Below are 18,820 nucleotides of genomic sequence, written 5' to 3'. Positions count from 1 at the left end.
GGTATATGCTGTAATCACTAAAACGGCTTCGGCGCTTGTTTCACGAGTTTCTTTGCCGCTAATTACGCTAAATCACAGGCGCGGCCGGTTATAAATATTTTTGATTGAAGGGGCAACAGTTATCCGGCTTTTACTGTTTTATTTTAATATTTTCGAGAAATTAATGCCAACGCCCAATTGTCCCCTTGTGCATCATGAACGTAAATAAACTGATCAAAATCCTCCCGCTATCTATTTTACTTACAGGAAGTTTATTAGGGCAAGTCCCAAAATTACCTACGCAATGGACAAAAGCCGCTATGGAAGCAGCAATGCCTTTCCCCGAATATCCAAGGCCGCAATTACAACGCGAGCAATGGTTGTGCCTGAACGGTAACTGGGATTACCAAGGGGGTAAAGACGTGGCTAAAGCATTAGATCCGTTAAAAGCCGCGTCTTTTGAAGGAAAAGTCGACAAGATCCTGGTGCCGTACTGCCCTGAATCGGTTGTATCCGGCATACAGCGCAAGCAGGAAATAAATATGTGGTATCGCCGCACATTTGAAGTTCCGGCAAACTGGGGCAACAAACAGGTTATCTTACATTTTGACGGGGTAGACCACGATGCCACCGTATTTATAAATGGCCGGAAAGCCGGCACTCATGCAGGCGGGTACGATGCCTTTAGTTTTAATATAACGCCGTATTTAAAAAAGGGCAATAATGTTATTGTTGTAGCCGCTTACGATCCCAATGACGGCAGGGCACCATCCGGTAAGAATGGCCCGCGGGGAGATTATACCTTTTCCTCGGGTATCTGGCAAACCGTTTGGTTGGAGCCGGTAGAAAAAACGTACATAAAAAGCATCAGGCTGTTGCCGGATGTAGCTAATAGCAGGTTAATGATCACTGTAAATGCCGATGCGGGCACTAAACTATCTGCCACGGTTTTTGATGGCAGCAAGGTTGTTTCGCAGGCCGGGGGCGTGGCAGGCACCGCGTTTTATTTGCCGATAAAAGATGTCAAACTATGGTCGCCTGACGAGCCCTTCCTGTATAATTTAAAGATATCCACAAGTAATAATGGTAGTGCCGGGGCTGATGAAGTAAACAGCTACTTTGGTATGCGTGATATTAAACTGGGTAAGCTGAACGGTGTGATAAGGCCGCTGCTCAATGGGAGATTTATAATGCAGCTTGGTTTGCTTGATCAGGGTTACTGGCCGGATGGCATCCTTACCGCACCTACCGAGGCAGCTTTGAAGGCTGATATGGAATTTACCAAAAAGGCCGGCTTTAATCTGATCAGAAAGCACATGAAAACCGAATCCCAGCGCTTTTACTACTGGGCAGACAAAATGGGATTATTGGTTTGGCAGGATATGCCGGCCATATGGTACCAGAATGAGGACACGCTTAAAACCCGTAAAGTGTTTAGGCAGGAATTGAAGGCGATTATAGACGACCATTATAACTCACCATCTATTATTACATGGGTGCCTTTTAACGAAAACTGGGGCGCGTTTGATGTGAAGAATATAACCAACTGGGTAAAGCAGTATGACCCATCGCGCTTGGTAAACGGTAATTCGGGGTTCAATAATAACCCCGATTACCAGAAAGCTTATGGCGACCCTGGCAATGGCGATTATGTAGATACGCATATTTACGTGGGGCCGCGGGGTGCATCCGTTCCGGACAGTCACCGGGCGGCATCACTTGGTGAGTTTGGCGGCGTGGGGTTGTTTGTTCGCGGGCATATGTGGCCGGTGGAAAACAACGCATACGATTACGAACCCACAAAAGCTGCGCTAACAGACCGCTACGTTTTCTTGCTGGACCAGGTGGAGCAACTGATGCGATACAAGGGCCTGAGTGTAGCCATCTATACCCAAACAACCGACGTTGAGCACGAGGTGAATGGCATGCTGACTTACGACCGGGCTTTTGAAAAGGTGGAAATTGACCGCGTGAAAACAGTGAACCAGGCAGTCATAAAAGCGGGTGAGAGCTTAAATAAAGTGCAGCCTTAAAAGGCCCCGCTGATGCACGCGGCATTCTGCGTCAGCGAGATAGCTTCGAGCGAAATAGGGCGGAACAATAGCGCTTATGAGCGGCAGGTATAGAAAATTTTCAGAAGCGAGCGGCAACGCAGGTACTAAAAGAAAGCTTATGTCGTGTATTTTTTTCTACATTAGTACTGGGTTGAAAAAGTATCATTCCTAACGAATAAGCGTGTTTATAGAAAAATTAAAGCAACATTTTGACAATTACTTTCCGCTGAATGCAGAGGAACTGGGTGCCTTAAACACGTGTTTTACTCAACGTAGCGTTAAACGCCGGCAATTTGTATTACAACAGGGGGATGTTTGCCGCCACTTTACATTTGTAGTTTCGGGTTGCCTTAAAATGTATGCCGTTGATAAAAATGGAAAAGAGCATAACCTTCAATTTATTGCAGAGAACGACTGGGCGACAGACTTAAGCAGTTTTTACTCGGAAAAGCCGAGCCAACTCTATATTGAAGCTATAGAGCCAACGATGATATTGCAGGCAAAGCATGACGATATACTGCATTTATATACCCGCTACCATAAATTTGATCATAACTTTAGGGTAATTATCGAACAGAAATATATCGAATTACAAGACAGAGTATTACAAAACATCAGCTCATCGGCCGACGAACGGTATGAATACTTTTTAAAACAATATCCCAATCTTTCTAACCGGCTTCCCAATACACAAATTGCCTCATATCTGGGCATTACCCCCGAATTTTTAAGCAGCATCCGCAAAACAAGGGGCAAGGCTTAAACTATCTTAAGGGTATTTCTTAAAATAGCTTATAGGCTGCATTAAATGGTATTGGCCAACTTTGCCGTATGGCTTGTGGTAATAACCGGGGCTTTTTTGAATTAATACAAATATGAAAGCAGCAGTTTTAAAACAAGCAGGCGGTCCCGAAAATATTGTAGTAGAAGATAGGGCGATACCAGCACCTTCAGAAGGCTGGGTTTTAATAAAAGTTAAAGCATTTGGCCTTAACCGATCAGAATTGATGACCCGTAAAGGACTATCACCAGGGGTTAAGTTCCCCCGGGTATTGGGCATTGAGTGCGTTGGCGAAGTGAAGGACGACCCCTCGGGCGAATTTAAACCCGGCCAAAAAGTTGCTGCCTTTATGGGTGGCATGGGCCGGGATTTTGATGGCGGTTATGCCGAATATGCTGTTCTGCCCAAACATTTGTTAATGCCTTTTAACAGCAATTTGGCCTGGGAACAATTAGGCGCCATGCCCGAGATGTTTCAAACGGTTTACGGGTCGCTTCATTTGGCTTTAAAGATACAACCCGGGGAAACCCTTTTGATACGAGGGGGCACATCATCTATAGGTATGCTGGCTTCACAATTGGCAAAAAATTACGGGCTAACGGTTATCGCCACTACCAGGAGCGGCCAAAAGGAAGATCTTCTCCTTAAAAACGGTGCAGATCATGTGGTGATCGATGACGGAGATATTCAGCAAAAAATAAAAGAGATAATCTCCTCTGGCGTAGATAAAGTACTGGAGCTTGTTGGCACATCAGCCCTCAGAGATTCACTGGCGTGTATAGCCCCTGGTGGTACTGCCTGCATGACCGGAATGCTGGCCGAGCAATGGTCTGTTGCTGATTTTGCACCAATGGACTTTATGCCTGCGGCTGTAAGCCTCACCACGTACGACAGCGGGCAGATCAGGGTTAGTGATAAGCACTTTCAGGAATTTATAAACGATGTGGAAAGTGGGGCAGTAAAACTGAAAATTGGCCGTGTGTTTTCACTGCTGCAAATTGCAGAAGCCCACAAGTTGATGGAAGATAATTCGGCAGGCGGGAAAATTGTTGTGGTTACCTGATAAAATATTATCCGGGGTTTATAGGGTTACCCTGATTTAGAGGTCTGCGCAGCAAAACAGTTTCGGGAGAAAGCTGAACTATGTGATTAAGAAATTATTTACATTGGCTGATAATTAAACCTAATGGAACACCAAACAATTACAGCGGGCTTTATAACCACCATATGTTGGACCGATAATACGATTGTTGACTGGGCTTCCGGCTATCAGTATGAGTTAAATGGTCATACAAATCAAATGGGCCTCCACTATGGGTTTGGTGATAGCGCAATAAATTCGGGGAATGGTGAATATGTTTTTATTTATAAAAAACTTGGCACAAAAGGGCTTTTGCTAAAAAATGGCGAGCTGGTTAGAGAAATAAACCGTTCATATTATTGCTCTGATGTCTACGAGTTCCCTGCTGCTTTCGCAACTATAGACGGCAAAACCTATCTTATTCATTGCCCGATAGCATATAATCAAATAGACTTTGAAGATGTGGAAACCGGAGAACTCATCACCAATGTGAATGGGAGAGAACCGGACGACATGTTTTATTCGCGACTTGAAGTTAGCCCGGATGGCACATACCTAATGAGTAAAGGCTGGGTGTGGCACCCTTTAGATAGGGTTGTTGTGTTTAATATAAAAGAATGCATAAACAACCCCAAAATGCTCGATGCCCCACAACTTTGTCCTGATACAGGGGCGGTAGAGGTTTGTACAGCAGGTTTTATTGACGATAACACAGTAGTTATTGGCAGTTCTGATGAATTTGTTGATGAAGAGGATATCGGCCAGTTACCACCCGGGCATATTTGTTTATGGCATTTAAAAAGCAATCAGATCTCTAAACCGGTAAAAGTAAATGGAGATTTCGGGAATTTATTTCCTATTAATAATAATTATGTGTGGGATTTATACTGTTTCCCTAAAATTATTGATATCAACACGGGCGAAATATTAGATCAGAATAAAGAGATTAATAGTGGAAAGCAGAAATCACCTATCATAAACAACACAGATAATTTCTCCTCAATTATATTTAACAGGCAAACCAAACAGATTGCTATAAAGTCCTACGAGAAAATTGAGGTATTGACGCCAGACAGGATTTGAATCAATGCCACTTTTCGCAATGGCGGAGGGAAGAGGCGCTACCTGTATGTTGTCAAAGACGCGAAGTATCGCGTCTCTACACCATCATATCCCGTAGAGACGCGATACTTCGCGTCTCCCGTCACGCTGTCCCCGCGTTAGGGATAAGAGCGGATACCTGCCTGTGGCTAAGGCCTGTGCAGTATGAGCGGATAGCCCGGCCGAAGGCACGCCATGGTTAAAAATAATGATCGTCTATTTATTGCATTAATTTTCTAAATCAGCCAAAAGGACGAAAATCGATACAAATGGTTTGTGACAGGCTTCCCGGGTAAAAATTCCGGGAAGCCTGTTAATTAAATAATAATTATGATGTTTTTGCGGAAGGTATCAGATGGTTGGTATAGTTCCGCCATCAATCACATATTCGGTTCCTGTAAGATAACCGGCGCGCGGCGATACCAGGAAGCCTACCAGTTCAGCAACCTCTTCGGGTTGTGCAGGCCGGCCAATTGGGATTCCGCCCAGCGCGTCCATAACACCTTGGGTAGCTTCCTCTATTGTAATATTTGAGCTCTCAGAGATCCGTTCCATCATCCTGATGGCAGAGGTTGTTTTTATCCATCCCGGCGAAACAGTAAGTACGCGCACACCTTTTGGCGACACCTCATTAGATAAGCCCTTACTGTAATTGATAAGCCCTGCTTTAGCTGCTGCATAGGGCAGGGTAGAATCATATAAAGGTAGTTTGCCCTGAATAGAAGCAATATGGATGATGATCCCGTTGCCGCGTTCTACCATTTGTGGTAAAAATCCTCTGTCCAAACGGACGGGGGCCAGCAAATTAGTACGAATAGTAGTTTCCCAGTCATCATCGGTCAATACCGCGAAGCCGCCGCCGGGTGTTTCGGATGCCCCCAGGTTATTAATTAGTATATCCAGCCTGCCATAGGTATTTAAAATTTCTTCAACTACTTTTTGAGTGCCTTGCTGCTGGCTCAGGTCGGCCGGTATAAAATGCAGGTCATCAGTATTTTCCTCCGGCTTATTTCTGGCCGTTACTATTACGGTTGCGCCAGCGTCCAGCAATCTTTCTGCAATGGCTTTGCCTGCACCTTTTGTTCCACCTGTTACCAGGGCAATCTTGCCCGATAATTCTTTATTATAATTAAATTCCTGTTTCATAGCTAAATGGTTTTGTACAAATTTCGGTAGTACTTGTGGCCCCGGCAAGTACGGTGTTACGATTCGGATAGGGATAAATTATTCCCTTATTGCCCGTAACTATACATAGCGTTACATTTGTAGCATGTATAAAAAGAAGACATTGCCTAACTTAAGCTGCGGGTTAGACCTTGTAGGTGAGGTGCTTTATGGTAAATGGAAGATCAGGCTATTGTGGTTTATTAATGAAGGATACCAACGCCCGAGTGAACTGCAACGCAAAATACCGGATGCTTCCAGGCGTGTATTGAACATGCAGTTAAAAGAACTGGAAGAGCATGAACTGGTAAGCCGGTTAATTTACCCGGTTATGCCGCCAAAAGTGGAATACAGCATTACTGATTTTGGCCAAACATTAATACCTGTGATCTTAGCTATAGGCCAATGGGGGGATAAGCACGAAGAACAGTTGCGGAAACTTATCCTGAAAACGAACGAAGAAGATTAACATGGAAGTTGTTTAGGTAGGATCCATTATTTTCTGCGTTTCTCCTGATCCCCCGTAAGAAGTTTTTGGTATCATTCCCCACATTCAAAATCAAAAACTATCTTTGGCTATCATGAAAACCATAAACGTAGCCCTTTTGGCCGGTGGCTTTACCGGCGAGTACGAAGTATCTATAAATAGCGCTAAAAACATTGCCGCCAGTTTAGATGCCGGCAAATACAAGGTTTATACCATATTAATAAACCGCCACAACTGGGTTTACGAAGCCGATGGGAAAACTATAGACATAGATAAAAACGATTTTAGCCTTACTTTAAACGGCGAAAAGATAAAATTTGATTTCGCGTTTATTACCGTGCATGGCACCCCGGGCGAGGACGGAAAACTGCAAAGTTATTTCGACCTGGTGGGCATTCCATATAATACCTGCGATGCTACCACATCGGCTATTACCATGAACAAGGCTTATACCAAAGCTATTGTAAATGGTATTCACGGTTTGCATGCGGCAAAGTCTATCCAGTTGCACCAAAGGGATGAGCATGATACCGCTACCATAGCATCAACGCTAAAGTTTCCGCTATTTATTAAGCCAAACAATGGTGGCAGCAGTGTAGGAATGAGCAAAGTTTACAACGTTGGCGGCTTGCACGAGGCTATTGAAAAGGCGTTTAAAGAAGATTCGCAGATACTGATAGAGGAGTTTATTAAAGGCCGCGAATTTAGTATAGGCATAGCCCGTTTAAACGGAAAGATAACCGTACTGCCCGCTACCGAGATCATCAGCTCAAAAGACTTTTTCGACTACGAAGCCAAGTACACCCCGGGTGTATCAGAAGAAATAACACCAGCCGATCTGCCGGCCGAAAAGAATCGCGAAATAGCCGAAATTGTAACTCAAATTTACCTGCGCTTAAATTGCCGCGGCATGGTACGGGTTGATTTTATCTTGTTGGAAGGTACGCAGGAGTTCTACTTTATTGAGGTGAACACCACCCCGGGCCAAAGTGCAAACAGCCTGATACCACAACAGGTGCGGGCAGCAGGCATGAGCGTTACCGACTTTTACGGGCAGTTAATAGACGGTTCGATGTAGTTTGGAGGGCGTTTTTTGGCGTTCTGAGGCCGTTTTTTGGCGTTTTTATATTTGCCAAAATTTGTTTGAATTTTGTAACTTTGCTTTATGGCAGCTACAGAAACACTCGAAGATTTTTACAAGCAAAAGTTTAACTGGTTACCAGATAACCTTAGTCAGGATATTGGGCATTTTAATGTTTTCCGGTTGGAGGATTGTTATGCGCCCAATGCCAAGCCCATAGTTTATACCCGTCGCGATTTTTATAAGATAAGCATGGTGCGTGGCAAAAATATTGTGCACTATGCCGATAAAAGCATCGAAATTGATGGCTGTACGCTGGTTTTCTTTAACCCTACAGTGCCTTATACGTTTGAGCATGCTGATAATATCCGATCAGGCGCGTTCTGTATCTTCAGGGAATCGTTTTTTACCGAGATGCTGCGGCGTAATATACACGAGTTGCCCATGTTTGCACCTAATGGCACGCCCACCTATTCGTTAAGTGGCGAACACGAAGAGTATGTAGCGCAGGTTTTTGAAAAGATGCTGGGCGAAATAAATTCCGACTATCGTTTTAAATACGACCTGCTGCGCAACTACCTTACCGAGTTGGTACACTACGCTTTAAAGATACAGCCGCAAGAGATCTTATACGAACACCCGGATGCCAACTCGCGTATTACCTCCATATTTACCGAATTACTGGAGCGCCAGTTCCCGATAGAAACACCTGCGCAGCGTTTCAACCTGCGCTCGGCCAAAGATTTTGCCGATAGGTTATCTGTACACGTAAACCACCTGAACAGGGCCATTCGCCAAACTACGGGCAAAACCACCACCCACCATATTACAGAGCGCCTGGCCAGCGAAGCCAAGGCATTGCTAAAACACACCAACTGGAACGTATCTGAAATTAGCTATAGCCTGGGCTTTGAAGAGCCCGCCCATTTTAATAATTTCTTTAAAAAACAAACCAGTATAACACCATCTTCTTATAGGTCTGTTTGAATTATGTAAGCATTTGTTTGAATAGTGCAAACGCTTGGGTGTGTTTCTGTTTTAATTTTGTAATATGCAAAACACCAATATTACAAACAACAAAAAAACATGGTTCATTACAGGCGCGTCTAAAGGGTTTGGGCTCAGCCTGGTAAAGCAGTTGCTGGCACAAGGGCAAAATGTAGCAGCAACATCACGCAAGCTGGCCGAACTGGTGATAGCTGTGGGCTCTACCGCCGACAACTTTTTACCGCTTGAGGTTGACCTGACCAATGAGGACAGCGTAGGTTGCGCTATGCATCAAACAAAAAAAGCCTTTGGGAGCATAGATGTTGTTATAAACAATGCCGGCTACGGTATTGGCGGCGGCATTGAAGAGTTAACCGATGATGAAACCCGCGGCAATTTTAACGTAAATGTATTTGGTACGCTAAACGTGATACGCATGGTGATGCCTTATATGCGCTATCAGCAATCGGGTCATATTATCAACATCTCGTCAATAGCAGGCTTTGCACCGGGCACGGGCTGGTCGGTTTACGCGGCTACAAAGTTCTCTATCGAAGGGTTATCGACAGTATTGGCAGAGGATGTGCGTGAGTTTGGCATTAAAGTAACTGTTGTAGCCCCTGGGGCCTTCCGTACCAGCTTTTTAACACCCGAATCGTTAATTATAGCTAAAAACCCAATTGAAGATTACAAAGCAGTAAGGGCAAGCCACGACAGGTACCTGCAAATGGACGGCCAGCAAGCCGGTGACCCGGAAAAAGCGGCCAAAGCAATTATTAACGTTGCCTACCAGGAAAACCCGCCACTACATTTACTATTAGGTGCCGATGCTTATGACCGCGCTATGGCACAACTGGAGAAGCTTGAAAAGGAGTTTCGTTTTAATGAGGAACTGAGCAGGTCAATGGCGTACAGCGCTTAAAATTCAGACTCGTTATTGTTTGATATTTGCAAGTTGTTAAGGTGGCGATCAGGTGAAAAAACGCCCAAAAAAGCGCCAAAAAACGCCTTTTAAACGTCTTTGACACGTCTTGGTAGCGCCAGTAAACGCCCGGAATCAGGAAGTGCAAAATAACTTAACACAAACGATCATCTAACTTAAAAACATAAACAACATGAACAATCAAAAAGTATGGTTTGTAACAGGTGCCTCAAAAGGTTTGGGGCTTTCCTTAGTAAAACAATTATTAAATAAAGGCTACAATGTAGCCGCAACATCACGCAACGTAGCAGATCTGGAAGGTGCCGTGGGCAAATCAGAAAGCTTTTTACCGCTGGCCGTGAATATTACCGATGAAAAAAGTGTAACCGATGCCATCAACCAAACCATTAGCCTTTTTGGCAGGATAGACGTGGTGGTAAACAATGCGGGCTATGGCCTGGTAGGTGGATTGGAAGAATTAACCGACGCCGAAGCACGCGCAAACTTTGATGTAAACGTGTTTGGCTCATTAAACGTGATCCGGGCTGCAATGCCACATCTGCGCGAGCAAAAGTCAGGTCATATATTTAACATCTCATCAATTGGAGGCTTTACCGGCAACTTCCCGGGCTTTGGTATCTATTGCGCTACCAAGTTCGCGGTTCAGGGCTTTACCGAATCGTTAGCTGCCGAGATCAAATCGTTCGGTATAAAGGCTACCATCGTATCACCCGGGTATTTCAGGACTAATTTCCTGGCGGCCGATTCATTAGCTGTGCCAAAGCACGAGATACAAGCCTACAAAGAGGTCAGGGAAGTACAGGCAGCCCATCAGAACGACATTGATGGCAATCAGGCGGGCGATCCTGAAAAAGGCGTGGCAGCCATTATCACTGTGGCCGAAGCAACTGAAGCACCAATGCATTTGTTCCTTGGACAGGATGCCTATGATATCGCCTACAAAAAAATGGATGATGTTAAGCATGACCTGGAAACCTGGAAAGAACTGAGCACTTCAACGGGCTTTTAAGAGGGGGTATGAAATATCCTTCTCTTTGAAGAGGAGTATTGTGCGAAGGCTTCGCATTTAATTTAACCCGAACAACTCAATAATTTTTGTGTTGCTGATAGTATGGATTTTTCAATTGAATTAAAAGATATTATCAGTATGGTGATCTCTGTTATATGCGGTGGTATTATTGGCTTTGAAAGGGAGTATAAAAACAAATCGACAGGGTTCAGGACTATCATGCTGATCACCTTAGGTTCAACTATTTTTACCATTGTATCAAGGCATGGTACGGGAACGGATGACCGCATCGCTGCTAATATTATTACCGGTATAGGTTTTATAGGTGCCGGGGTAATATTTAAAGATAAGATGTCGGTAATGGGTTTAACTACCGCCGCGGTGATATGGACTGCAGCTGCAATCGGTATGACAACCGGAGTCGGTTACCACTCGCTTGCCTTTGTGTTCACCATTATTACATTGGTAATTTTGGTATTGGTAGATAAGGTGGAATTCCTGATAGGGAATATGAAGAAGAGCAAGGTGCTTAATATCAGTTTTAACAGCGCCGATATGGCTCAACTGAAAGCCCTTGAAGAAGTTGTGAAAAAGCATAAGTTGAAAAGCAAAAGGTTGGAGTTGTTTAAAACACAGGATGTGCTAAGTGTGGCCTTGCAGATAACCGGTGTAAAAAAGGATGTTGATCTGCTAAATGAAGACATGATAAATATGCCGGCTATAAAGGATTTCCATTAAGCTCAATTGATTATTACAGGAATATTACACTATTAGGTGACATAAGTAACCATATTAGTATAACGAAAACTAAAACAAAACCCAAAAACATGATATCAGTAAAAGGATACGCGGCACAAGACCCGCAAACAGACCTTGCACCATGGAATTTTGAGCGCCGCGAAGTTGGCCCTCATGATGTGCAATTTGAAATACTATTTTGTGGCGTTTGCCACTCCGATCTGCACCAGATAAAGAACGACTGGTTCCCGGGGATCTTCCCCATGGTGCCAGGTCACGAAATTGTTGGCCGCGTTACTAAAGTAGGCGACCACGTAAAAAACTTTAAGGTTGGCGATTTGGCGGGTACAGGTTGTATGGTTGATTCTTGCCAGGTTTGCGAAAACTGCAAGAACGACCTGGAGCAATACTGCCTTGACGGCGGAAGCACACAAACTTATAACAGCTACGAGCGCGATGGCAAAACACCAACATATGGTGGCTACAGCAACACTATAGTGGTTAGGGAAGAGTTTGTACTGCACATTTCAGATAAACTTGACCTTGCAGCTACCGCGCCGTTATTATGCGCAGGTATCACTACCTACTCGCCGCTAAGGCACTGGAAAGTTGGGAAAGGCCACAAATTGGCTGTATTGGGCTTAGGCGGCCTTGGCCACATGGCTGTTAAATTTGGTGTTGCCTTTGGTGCCGATGTTACGGTATTAAGTACTTCGCCTAAAAAAGAAGAAGATGCTAAAAGATTAGGCGCTCATCACTTTGTGGTTACCAGCGATCCTGAACAAATAAAAGCTGCTACAGGTACTTTCGATTTTATATTGGATACCGTATCTGCCGAGCACGATTTTAACATGTACCTAAGCCTGCTAAGGACTGATGGTACCATGATCTGCGTGGGTGTACCATCTGAACCGGCAAAAGTAGCTGCATTCAGTTTATTAGGTGGTCGTAAAAGTTTGGCTGGTTCTGGTATTGGCGGCATTGCCGAAACTCAGGAAATGCTTGATTTTTGCGCCGAAAACAATATCGTTTCAGATATCGAGATCATTGATATTAAAGATATTACCAAATCATACGAGCGTATGGAAAAAGGCGATGTGCGTTACCGTTTTGTTATTGATATCGCAACGCTGTAACCACCATATATTTAACTTAAAGGCGAGTAATTATTTATTACTCGCCTTTTTTGTTTTTAATTATTAATTACTCCCATTGTGCAAAAGTGCGTAATGTGTGCGCAAAAGAACAATTTGATATACAGTTTTAACTAACGATTAATTACATCTATTAACGACAGTATCTTTATCCTCATCTCACTAATAGCCTGATACATTATTCACTTATTGCTTTTCCCGGCATTGACAATGCCAAACAACTGCTAAGCGCTACCCCCTGGTTAATTTATATAGTTTATTTAATTATCAACTTTTAAATTTTAATCTAATGAAAAGTCAATTACCTGCGTTACTATGCGTTTGCCTGTTCATGCTATTCTCCTGTAAAAAGGAGCGCCAAAACGCCGGAAACATTAACAACAAAGCTGAAAAAAAGTACCCGGTCAGTTTTAACGTATCCGGATTTAAACAAACGCAAACAACCATTTCACTAAAGAACGGGAAACACAAACTTATGTCAACCGGCAAGAAGCTGACCGCGACTGACAGCACCTCGCTTAATGACGCATTTGTAGATTATGCTTACGTGGTTTATGATGCATCTGGAAAGGAGGTGAGCCGGATATTTAAACAAGGGTTTGGCGATCAGGAGAACAAAAATTACGAGTATAGATATATTTACACTCCTGCGCCGAGCGTAAAGCGACTTTACACAGGGCCAAATAGTTTTGGCACAATCCAGGACAGTCTTGCTGCTGGCAACTATACAGTGGTTGTAATTACGGGTGTTGACTTTAATGTTAATGCAATTGGCCCGTTTAGCCCTGATAGTATCAGGTTTAAACCATTAAGTTCCGCTGCGGCTTACTCGGCGCCCGGGTTTAAGATAGATGCTTTTTTCAAAAAAATCGACATTACGGTGGGTACCGGTCCGCTTAATCAAAATATTACTTTGGACCGGGTTTCCGGGCAGCTTCAAATAATTATTAAGGATACCCCTCCCAATGGATACACCCTTCAGACCGATATAAAGTATGATAACAGGGCTTTTGCCTTTAGCACTGAAACGCCTTTTTGTAATGACGAGTTAAATTATGGCCTAAGCCTGCTTAATCCGGTTAATACCATTTCAATTCACAATACAACATCTCCTATGACTATCACTATGGGTGCCTATGACCAATCGGGTAATCTCCTTGCAAGTAAAACCATCAATAATGTCAGGGTTTATAAAAACACAAGGACTATCCTGTCGGGCAATCTCTTTACCCCATCCGGACCCGGCGCTACGCAGTTTACAATCACTGCCAATCAGGCCTGGGACCCTGATGTAACTACTGTTCACTTTTAATTACCGATTAATTGATCATTAAAGAAACCTATTATCTAATTATAATGTTATGAAAAAAATACTAATCGCGATAGCAGCCATAAGCCTTTTGGCTGCATCCTGCAAAAAAGATGTACAAACCGGACGAGATAAACCAGCCAATAATGCAAATACCGGCAAAAAATATAAGGTAACCTATACACTTGACGGTTTTTCACAAACAACAAAACCAATTGGTTTAAGCGCGTCAGCCAGGTCGGCCAAAAAAATTAAAACAGCTGCCGCAGATTCGCTGTCATCGGCAGTAACGCAATATTATTACATCGTTTACAACAGCGCTGGTGAGGAAGTTAAGCGGATCAAACGGTTTTACGACCAAACCCCCGTCCTATATTATTATCATGAAGACGGGGCTTATTACGGCGCAAATACTCCGGGGCTCGAGTACCGGCGAACTACCGATCCATTTAATGTAATAACAGACTCCCTTGCAGCGGGTACTTATACTATAGTGGTAACCGGTTCTGATGCCGATCTGTCAGCTAACAATTCTGACAGTAATTGGGCGGATGATGACCATGTATTGTACTTACCTCTTGCACAGGCTAGAGTTTATCAGAGCCATGCCCTTGATATTACTCCTGTTTCGCAGGTAATTTACTTTGGCAAAACCACTATTACCGTTGGCAGTAGCGACTCAGCGCAAGGTATCAGCATAAACCGGGTGGTTGGCCAGGTGGAAGTAAACATTGAAGATGCGATACCGGCCAATGTATCCAGTATAAGCATTGCGAGCGTAGGTAATCATGTAGCTTTTTTGTTTAACAGTGAAACTTCGGCAGAATCAGCTTCTGGTGAAGAAGATGAAGTTACTTATAATTTTATTACCCGCCAGGTAACTGCTGCTGATATTGGGACGACAAACTTTAAGGTAGCAGGTTACATCATGAATACAACTACCCCTATTAGTATAGTTGTAAGAGCGTTTGATAGTCAACAAAACCTGATCACGTTTAAACGTATAGATAATGTACAATTTAGTAAAAACAAACGTACCATATTATCAGGCCACCTATTTACACCAAATACTTCGCCCCAGCAGTTTACAATCACTGCCAATCAGGCCTGGGACCCTGACGTAACCACTATTCACTTTTAATTAAATCATTTAAGAGGCGTATTATCCAATTATGATATTATGAAAAAAATACTAATCGCGATAGCAGCCATAAGCCTTTTGGCCGCATCCTGCAAAAAAGATATACGAACACAAACCGGGCGGGATAAACCAGCCGGTAATGCAAATAATGGCAAAAAATATAAAGTAACCTATACACTCGACGGTTTTTCACAAACAACAAAACCAATCAGTTTAAAGGCGTCGGCCAGGTCGGCCAAAAAAATTAAAACAGCCGCCGTAGATTCGCTGTCACAGGCAATAACGGAATTTTATTATATCGTTTATAACAGCGCTGGCGACGAAATTAAGCGGATCAAACGGTTTTACGGTGCACCCGTCGATAATTATTATCATGAAGATGGGGTTTATTATAGCACAAGTGACCCCCTGGGGCTCGAATACCGGGCGACCACCGATCCATATAATGTAATAACAGATTCCCTTGCAGCCGGTACTTATACTATAGTAATAACCGGTTCTGATGACGAACTATCAGCTAACAATCATAACAGCCAATGGGCGGATTTTGAGAATATAGTGTATTACCCGCTTGTGCAGGCAAAAGTTTACCAGAGTCAGGCTCTTGATGTTAGGCCCGTTTCGCAGGTAATTTACTTTGGCAAAACCACCATTACTGTTGGCAGTGGCGACTCAGCGCATGGTATAACCATAAATAGGGTGGTTGGCCAGGTGGAAGTAAACATTGAAGATGCGATACCAGCCAATGTATCAAGTATAAGCATTGCAGCAATAGGTAATCATTCTGCTTTTTTGTTTAACAGCGAAACCTCTGCAGAACCAGGTTATATTGAAGATGAAGTCACTTATAATTTTATTACCCGCCAGGTAACTGCTGCCGATATTGGGACGACAAACTTTAAGGTAGCGGGCTACATCATGAATATAACTACCCCCATTAGTATAGTAGTAAAGGCGTTTGATAGTCAACAAAACCTGATCACATTTAAACGTATAGATAATGTACAGTTTAGTAAAAACAAACGTACCATATTATCGGGGCACCTGTTTACACCAAATACTTCCCCCCAGCAGTTTAACATCTATCTAAACCAAGCCTGGAACGCCGATGTAAATATTGATTTCTGACATAATTATAGAAGGCGAATAACAAAGGGCTTACCTTGAGGTAGGCCCTTTATTATTATGCCGGATTTGCAATCACGGATTTTTTTGTTTAGGGTTAAACCTGCATATTTACATATCCAAACCTATTGCTATGGCAAATAAAAACACTAAAGCATTAATACTAACCATTTTACTTGCCTCGTTAATTGCCGGTACATTGGATGGCCTTGCCGCGGTTTTTATATTGGCTAAGGGGCAAGCGGCTATGGCATTTAAATATATTGCCAGCGCCGTATATGGCAAGCAAGCATTTGCAGGCGGTTCGGAAATGATTTGGGCAGGTGTGGCTTTTCATTATTTAATAGCTGCCATATTCACCACTCTATTTTTCATTTTATATGATCTTATTCCTGTAATAAGGAAAAGGGCGGTTTTGGTTGCTATTATTTACGGTATTTTTGTGTGGGTGGTGATGAACCTGCTTGTATTACCGTTAACGCAGGTTACCAATACAATTACACTTACAGGTGCGATAAAAAATATGCTGATACTGATAGTTTGTATAGCCTTACCCATTGTTTTAATGAGGTATAGATACGGGCAAGTGCAAAGTTCTGTATAGAAGCCGGACTTTATTTTCGCCTGTTATCCGCACTGTAAAACTTAATACTGAATGGGCTGTAGTGTTATATATGCGCTACAACCCATTGCTTTTAGTTTTAGCAGTTCTTGTTTTTTCTTGTACAGATCGCAAACCCACTTATGTAATTACAGGAAAAGGCGACACCATAATTGTAGCCAGGCAAGACACTCTGCCGCCACCCGAGCCGGATAGCGCCGGTTATTTCACAAAAATTGAAACAGGCGGTACCACTCCGGCCGAATTGGTTGCATTTGCTAATAGCTTAAAAGGCATTCCCTATAAATATGCTTCTACCGATCCTACAGAAGGTTTTGACTGTTCCGGATTTATAACATTTGTGTTTAATCATTTCAAGATACCGGTACCCCGGCGTTCGGTTGATTTTACGTTTATGAACAAGCAAATAAATCTGCAGGATGCTAAAACCGGCGACCTGATACTCTTTACAGGTACCGATAGTACGGAAAGAGTGGTAGGACATATGGGGATAATAGTCGCTTCGGCAGGTAAAGAATTAACCTTTATCCATTCCACATCGGGCAAGGCCGATGGTGTCACCGAAACACCTTTTAATTCTTATTACAAAAGTCGTTATATGAAAACCGTTCGCATATTTCCGCAGAACGATCAGTAAAAGTTAGGTTGTGGCGGGTTATCATCATAGGGGTTCGGGATAATCAAAATAACGCTCATACTCCGGATTTTGGCTAAAGCCTTACGCTTTGTTTGCAATCCGTTGGCTGAAGCCAACGGCAATGATACATACAAGTGTTTCTTATAATTCTAATTCATTGCCGTCCCATTTATGGGACGGATAGACAGAGCAGAAAATGGGCTTTAGCCCAAACTCTAATTTTCCGAATATATATGGTTTTATCCCTACGGCAGCGTTGTAAAATCATAAAAAGGCAACTCTTCATGCTCGTCTATAAAAGCCATATGATCTTTTAATTCTCCAAAAGCATTTGGGAACTTTTTATCGTTGATGGTAACAACAACCAGGCCTTGCGGGGCCATGCGTCCATACTTTGCTTTAATAAAGTCGTTATCCGGGAAATCAATGGCCGACATCCATTGCGGGTCGAGGTATTTAATGGCACTTAAGGTATCTATCTGAAATTCTTTTTCGTTCGACACGATGATCCAATAAGGCGATTTGCCATTATTAGCTGCTTTTAGATCTTTAACCACTAAGCCTTTATCTATGCTGGCCAAAACCGGTTTTTGCGCAAATATGGGAATGCTTAAAAAGGCAAGTATAGCGAGTAGTAAAAGGTTCTTTTTCATAGTGATGTTATAGATGCCTTGTATGTTACAAATAGCAAGCCAAAGCTTAAATGCAACGCTTTGTAGGTGCGGAATAGTACATACGGCTCGAAATTATAAATTGTTGTGGGGTCAATCATGCGTTACTGTTATTTTGAGAAACCCTATCTTTTGGTGATATTGCTGTTCAAGACAGACCTATGAAAACAGAAAAAGAAAAAATGTTATCAGGCGAGTATTATATCGCTACCGATGAAACCCTGGCGCAGGAAAGGCAACACTGCAAACAATTGCTAAAGCAGCTTAATGTTGACGAGTATGTAGTATCTGACCGTACCGATGCCATCCTGCTGCAGCTTATACCCAGCGCGCCAAAAAGCCTTTATATAGAACCACCCTTCCATTGCGATTATGGCTACAATATTACCTGCGGTGAAAATGTATATTTCAACGTAAACTGTGTTGTGCTTGATGTGATGGAAGTTAAGCTGGGCAATAACGTTTTCTGCGCGCCCGGCGTACAAATTTATACCGCTACACACCCCTTAGACGCGGTTTTACGCCGCAGCAGGGAAAACGCCAAACCCGTTGTTATTGGTGATGATTGCTGGATAGGAGGCGGCGCGGTGATCTGTCCGGGGGTAACTATAGGCAACCGTTGCGTAATAGGTGCGGGAGCAGTGGTCACTAAAAATATACCGGATGATTCGCTTGCTGTGGGCAACCCGGCGGTAGTGATCAGGAAACTGGAAAAAAGCGAATGATAAGTCAGTAAATACTTGGTCACAAACCTGT

19 protein-coding genes are annotated in these 18,820 nt (G+C 43.2%); 17 read left to right on the top strand and 2 right to left on the bottom strand.

The features are described from left to right. Nucleotides 1-194: 194 nt before the first annotated feature. From NPE20_RS06495 to NPE20_RS06480, 4 genes are all read left to right on the top strand, one after another. Nucleotides 195-2,012 (top strand): glycoside hydrolase family 2 protein, encoded by a 1,818-nt coding sequence (locus NPE20_RS06495; RefSeq protein ID WP_256537802.1) that lies wholly within the window; start codon nt 195-197, stop codon nt 2,010-2,012. Between the two features lie 202 nt (nt 2,013-2,214). Further along, nucleotides 2,215-2,796 carry a Crp/Fnr family transcriptional regulator gene (locus NPE20_RS06490; protein ID WP_256537801.1) on the top strand — a complete coding sequence of 194 codons (582 nt, stop codon included), beginning with the start codon at nt 2,215-2,217 and terminating at the stop codon, nt 2,794-2,796. Between the two features lie 112 nt (nt 2,797-2,908). Beyond that, nucleotides 2,909-3,877: a zinc-binding alcohol dehydrogenase family protein gene (locus NPE20_RS06485; protein WP_256537800.1), complete on the top strand. Its 969-nt coding sequence runs from the start codon at nt 2,909-2,911 to the stop codon at nt 3,875-3,877. Nucleotides 3,878-4,000: 123 nt separating this feature from the next. Then, nucleotides 4,001-4,978: a hypothetical protein gene (locus tag NPE20_RS06480; protein WP_256537799.1), complete on the top strand. Its 978-nt coding sequence runs from the start codon at nt 4,001-4,003 to the stop codon at nt 4,976-4,978. A gap of 369 nt (nt 4,979-5,347) precedes the next feature. Here NPE20_RS06480 and NPE20_RS06475 read toward each other — a convergent pair whose 3' ends face one another. Continuing rightward, complete coding sequence (locus NPE20_RS06475; protein ID WP_256537798.1) at nt 5,348-6,142, bottom strand: SDR family oxidoreductase; 795 nt, start codon at nt 6,140-6,142, stop codon at nt 5,348-5,350. A 124-nt stretch (nt 6,143-6,266) separates the two neighbouring features. Between NPE20_RS06475 and NPE20_RS06470 the strand changes: the two genes are divergently transcribed. From NPE20_RS06470 to NPE20_RS06415, 12 genes are all read left to right on the top strand, one after another. Next, on the top strand, nt 6,267-6,629 hold the full coding sequence (locus tag NPE20_RS06470) for a winged helix-turn-helix transcriptional regulator (RefSeq protein WP_256537797.1): 363 nt from the start codon (nt 6,267-6,269) through the stop codon (nt 6,627-6,629). Nucleotides 6,630-6,741: 112 nt separating this feature from the next. Continuing rightward, entirely contained in the window at nt 6,742-7,725 is a 984-nt protein-coding gene (locus NPE20_RS06465; RefSeq protein ID WP_256537796.1) for a D-alanine--D-alanine ligase, read from the top strand. Nucleotides 7,726-7,812: 87 nt separating this feature from the next. After that, nucleotides 7,813-8,715, top strand: a complete 903-nt coding sequence (locus NPE20_RS06460; RefSeq protein WP_256537795.1) for a helix-turn-helix domain-containing protein — start codon at nt 7,813-7,815, stop codon at nt 8,713-8,715. 64 nt (nt 8,716-8,779) lie between these two features. Then, a complete protein-coding gene (locus NPE20_RS06455) occupies nt 8,780-9,637 on the top strand; it encodes an SDR family NAD(P)-dependent oxidoreductase (RefSeq protein WP_256537794.1) in 858 nt (285 codons plus the stop codon). Nucleotides 9,638-9,830: 193 nt separating this feature from the next. Continuing rightward, on the top strand, nt 9,831-10,667 hold the full coding sequence (locus tag NPE20_RS06450) for an SDR family NAD(P)-dependent oxidoreductase (RefSeq protein WP_256537793.1): 837 nt from the start codon (nt 9,831-9,833) through the stop codon (nt 10,665-10,667). 102 nt (nt 10,668-10,769) lie between these two features. Next, the gene (locus tag NPE20_RS06445) at nt 10,770-11,405 is read left to right on the top strand and encodes an MgtC/SapB family protein (protein ID WP_256537792.1); all 636 of its coding nucleotides are present in this window, start codon (nt 10,770-10,772) and stop codon (nt 11,403-11,405) included. An 89-nt stretch (nt 11,406-11,494) separates the two neighbouring features. Next, nucleotides 11,495-12,541 (top strand): NAD(P)-dependent alcohol dehydrogenase, encoded by a 1,047-nt coding sequence (locus NPE20_RS06440; protein WP_256537791.1) that lies wholly within the window; start codon nt 11,495-11,497, stop codon nt 12,539-12,541. A 307-nt stretch (nt 12,542-12,848) separates the two neighbouring features. Then, a complete protein-coding gene (locus tag NPE20_RS06435; protein ID WP_256537790.1) occupies nt 12,849-13,871 on the top strand; it encodes a hypothetical protein in 1,023 nt (340 codons plus the stop codon). 49 nt (nt 13,872-13,920) lie between these two features. Continuing rightward, nucleotides 13,921-15,009, top strand: coding sequence for a hypothetical protein (locus NPE20_RS06430; RefSeq protein ID WP_256537789.1), 1,089 nt, complete (start codon nt 13,921-13,923; stop codon nt 15,007-15,009). Between the two features lie 39 nt (nt 15,010-15,048). Further along, entirely contained in the window at nt 15,049-16,137 is a 1,089-nt protein-coding gene (locus NPE20_RS06425) for a hypothetical protein (RefSeq protein WP_256537788.1), read from the top strand. 130 nt (nt 16,138-16,267) lie between these two features. Then, entirely contained in the window at nt 16,268-16,738 is a 471-nt protein-coding gene (locus NPE20_RS06420) for a hypothetical protein (RefSeq protein ID WP_256537787.1), read from the top strand. Nucleotides 16,739-16,808: 70 nt separating this feature from the next. Beyond that, nucleotides 16,809-17,393 (top strand): C40 family peptidase, encoded by a 585-nt coding sequence (locus NPE20_RS06415; protein WP_256537786.1) that lies wholly within the window; start codon nt 16,809-16,811, stop codon nt 17,391-17,393. A gap of 245 nt (nt 17,394-17,638) precedes the next feature. Here NPE20_RS06415 and NPE20_RS06410 read toward each other — a convergent pair whose 3' ends face one another. Continuing rightward, nucleotides 17,639-18,046: a hypothetical protein gene (locus tag NPE20_RS06410; RefSeq protein ID WP_256537785.1), complete on the bottom strand. Its 408-nt coding sequence runs from the start codon at nt 18,044-18,046 to the stop codon at nt 17,639-17,641. A 179-nt stretch (nt 18,047-18,225) separates the two neighbouring features. Here NPE20_RS06410 and NPE20_RS06405 point away from each other — a divergent pair, with 179 nt between their 5' ends. Further along, entirely contained in the window at nt 18,226-18,789 is a 564-nt protein-coding gene (locus NPE20_RS06405) for a sugar O-acetyltransferase (protein WP_256537784.1), read from the top strand. Nucleotides 18,790-18,820: the final 31 nt, after the last annotated feature.

The sequence above is a fragment of the Mucilaginibacter aquariorum genome (assembly GCF_024498135.1).
GTDB lineage: Bacteria > Bacteroidota > Bacteroidia > Sphingobacteriales > Sphingobacteriaceae > Mucilaginibacter > Mucilaginibacter aquariorum.
Note: the sequence above shows the minus strand (reverse complement) of the source record. Positions and strands in the feature narration are given on the sequence as shown.

What these genes read in the sequence shown, in the direction of transcription:
- NPE20_RS06480 (WP_256537799.1), top strand. Translation starts at nt 4,001, where the DNA reads ATGGAACACCAAACAATTACAGCGGGCTTTATAACCACCATATGTTGG.
- NPE20_RS06445 (WP_256537792.1), top strand. Translation starts at nt 10,770, where the DNA reads ATGGATTTTTCAATTGAATTAAAAGATATTATCAGTATGGTGATCTCT.
- NPE20_RS06495 (WP_256537802.1), top strand. Translation starts at nt 195, where the DNA reads ATGAACGTAAATAAACTGATCAAAATCCTCCCGCTATCTATTTTACTT.
- NPE20_RS06430 (WP_256537789.1), top strand. Translation starts at nt 13,921, where the DNA reads ATGAAAAAAATACTAATCGCGATAGCAGCCATAAGCCTTTTGGCTGCA.
- NPE20_RS06420 (WP_256537787.1), top strand. Translation starts at nt 16,268, where the DNA reads ATGGCAAATAAAAACACTAAAGCATTAATACTAACCATTTTACTTGCC.
- NPE20_RS06455 (WP_256537794.1), top strand. Translation starts at nt 8,780, where the DNA reads ATGCAAAACACCAATATTACAAACAACAAAAAAACATGGTTCATTACA.
- NPE20_RS06475 (WP_256537798.1), bottom strand. Translation starts at nt 6,142, where the DNA reads ATGAAACAGGAATTTAATTATAATAAAGAATTATCGGGCAAGATTGCC.
- NPE20_RS06405 (WP_256537784.1), top strand. Translation starts at nt 18,226, where the DNA reads ATGAAAACAGAAAAAGAAAAAATGTTATCAGGCGAGTATTATATCGCT.
- NPE20_RS06410 (WP_256537785.1), bottom strand. Translation starts at nt 18,046, where the DNA reads ATGAAAAAGAACCTTTTACTACTCGCTATACTTGCCTTTTTAAGCATT.
- NPE20_RS06460 (WP_256537795.1), top strand. Translation starts at nt 7,813, where the DNA reads ATGGCAGCTACAGAAACACTCGAAGATTTTTACAAGCAAAAGTTTAAC.
- NPE20_RS06415 (WP_256537786.1), top strand. Translation starts at nt 16,809, where the DNA reads ATGCGCTACAACCCATTGCTTTTAGTTTTAGCAGTTCTTGTTTTTTCT.
- NPE20_RS06435 (WP_256537790.1), top strand. Translation starts at nt 12,849, where the DNA reads ATGAAAAGTCAATTACCTGCGTTACTATGCGTTTGCCTGTTCATGCTA.
- NPE20_RS06425 (WP_256537788.1), top strand. Translation starts at nt 15,049, where the DNA reads ATGAAAAAAATACTAATCGCGATAGCAGCCATAAGCCTTTTGGCCGCA.
- NPE20_RS06485 (WP_256537800.1), top strand. Translation starts at nt 2,909, where the DNA reads ATGAAAGCAGCAGTTTTAAAACAAGCAGGCGGTCCCGAAAATATTGTA.
- NPE20_RS06470 (WP_256537797.1), top strand. Translation starts at nt 6,267, where the DNA reads ATGTATAAAAAGAAGACATTGCCTAACTTAAGCTGCGGGTTAGACCTT.
- NPE20_RS06450 (WP_256537793.1), top strand. Translation starts at nt 9,831, where the DNA reads ATGAACAATCAAAAAGTATGGTTTGTAACAGGTGCCTCAAAAGGTTTG.
- NPE20_RS06440 (WP_256537791.1), top strand. Translation starts at nt 11,495, where the DNA reads ATGATATCAGTAAAAGGATACGCGGCACAAGACCCGCAAACAGACCTT.
- NPE20_RS06465 (WP_256537796.1), top strand. Translation starts at nt 6,742, where the DNA reads ATGAAAACCATAAACGTAGCCCTTTTGGCCGGTGGCTTTACCGGCGAG.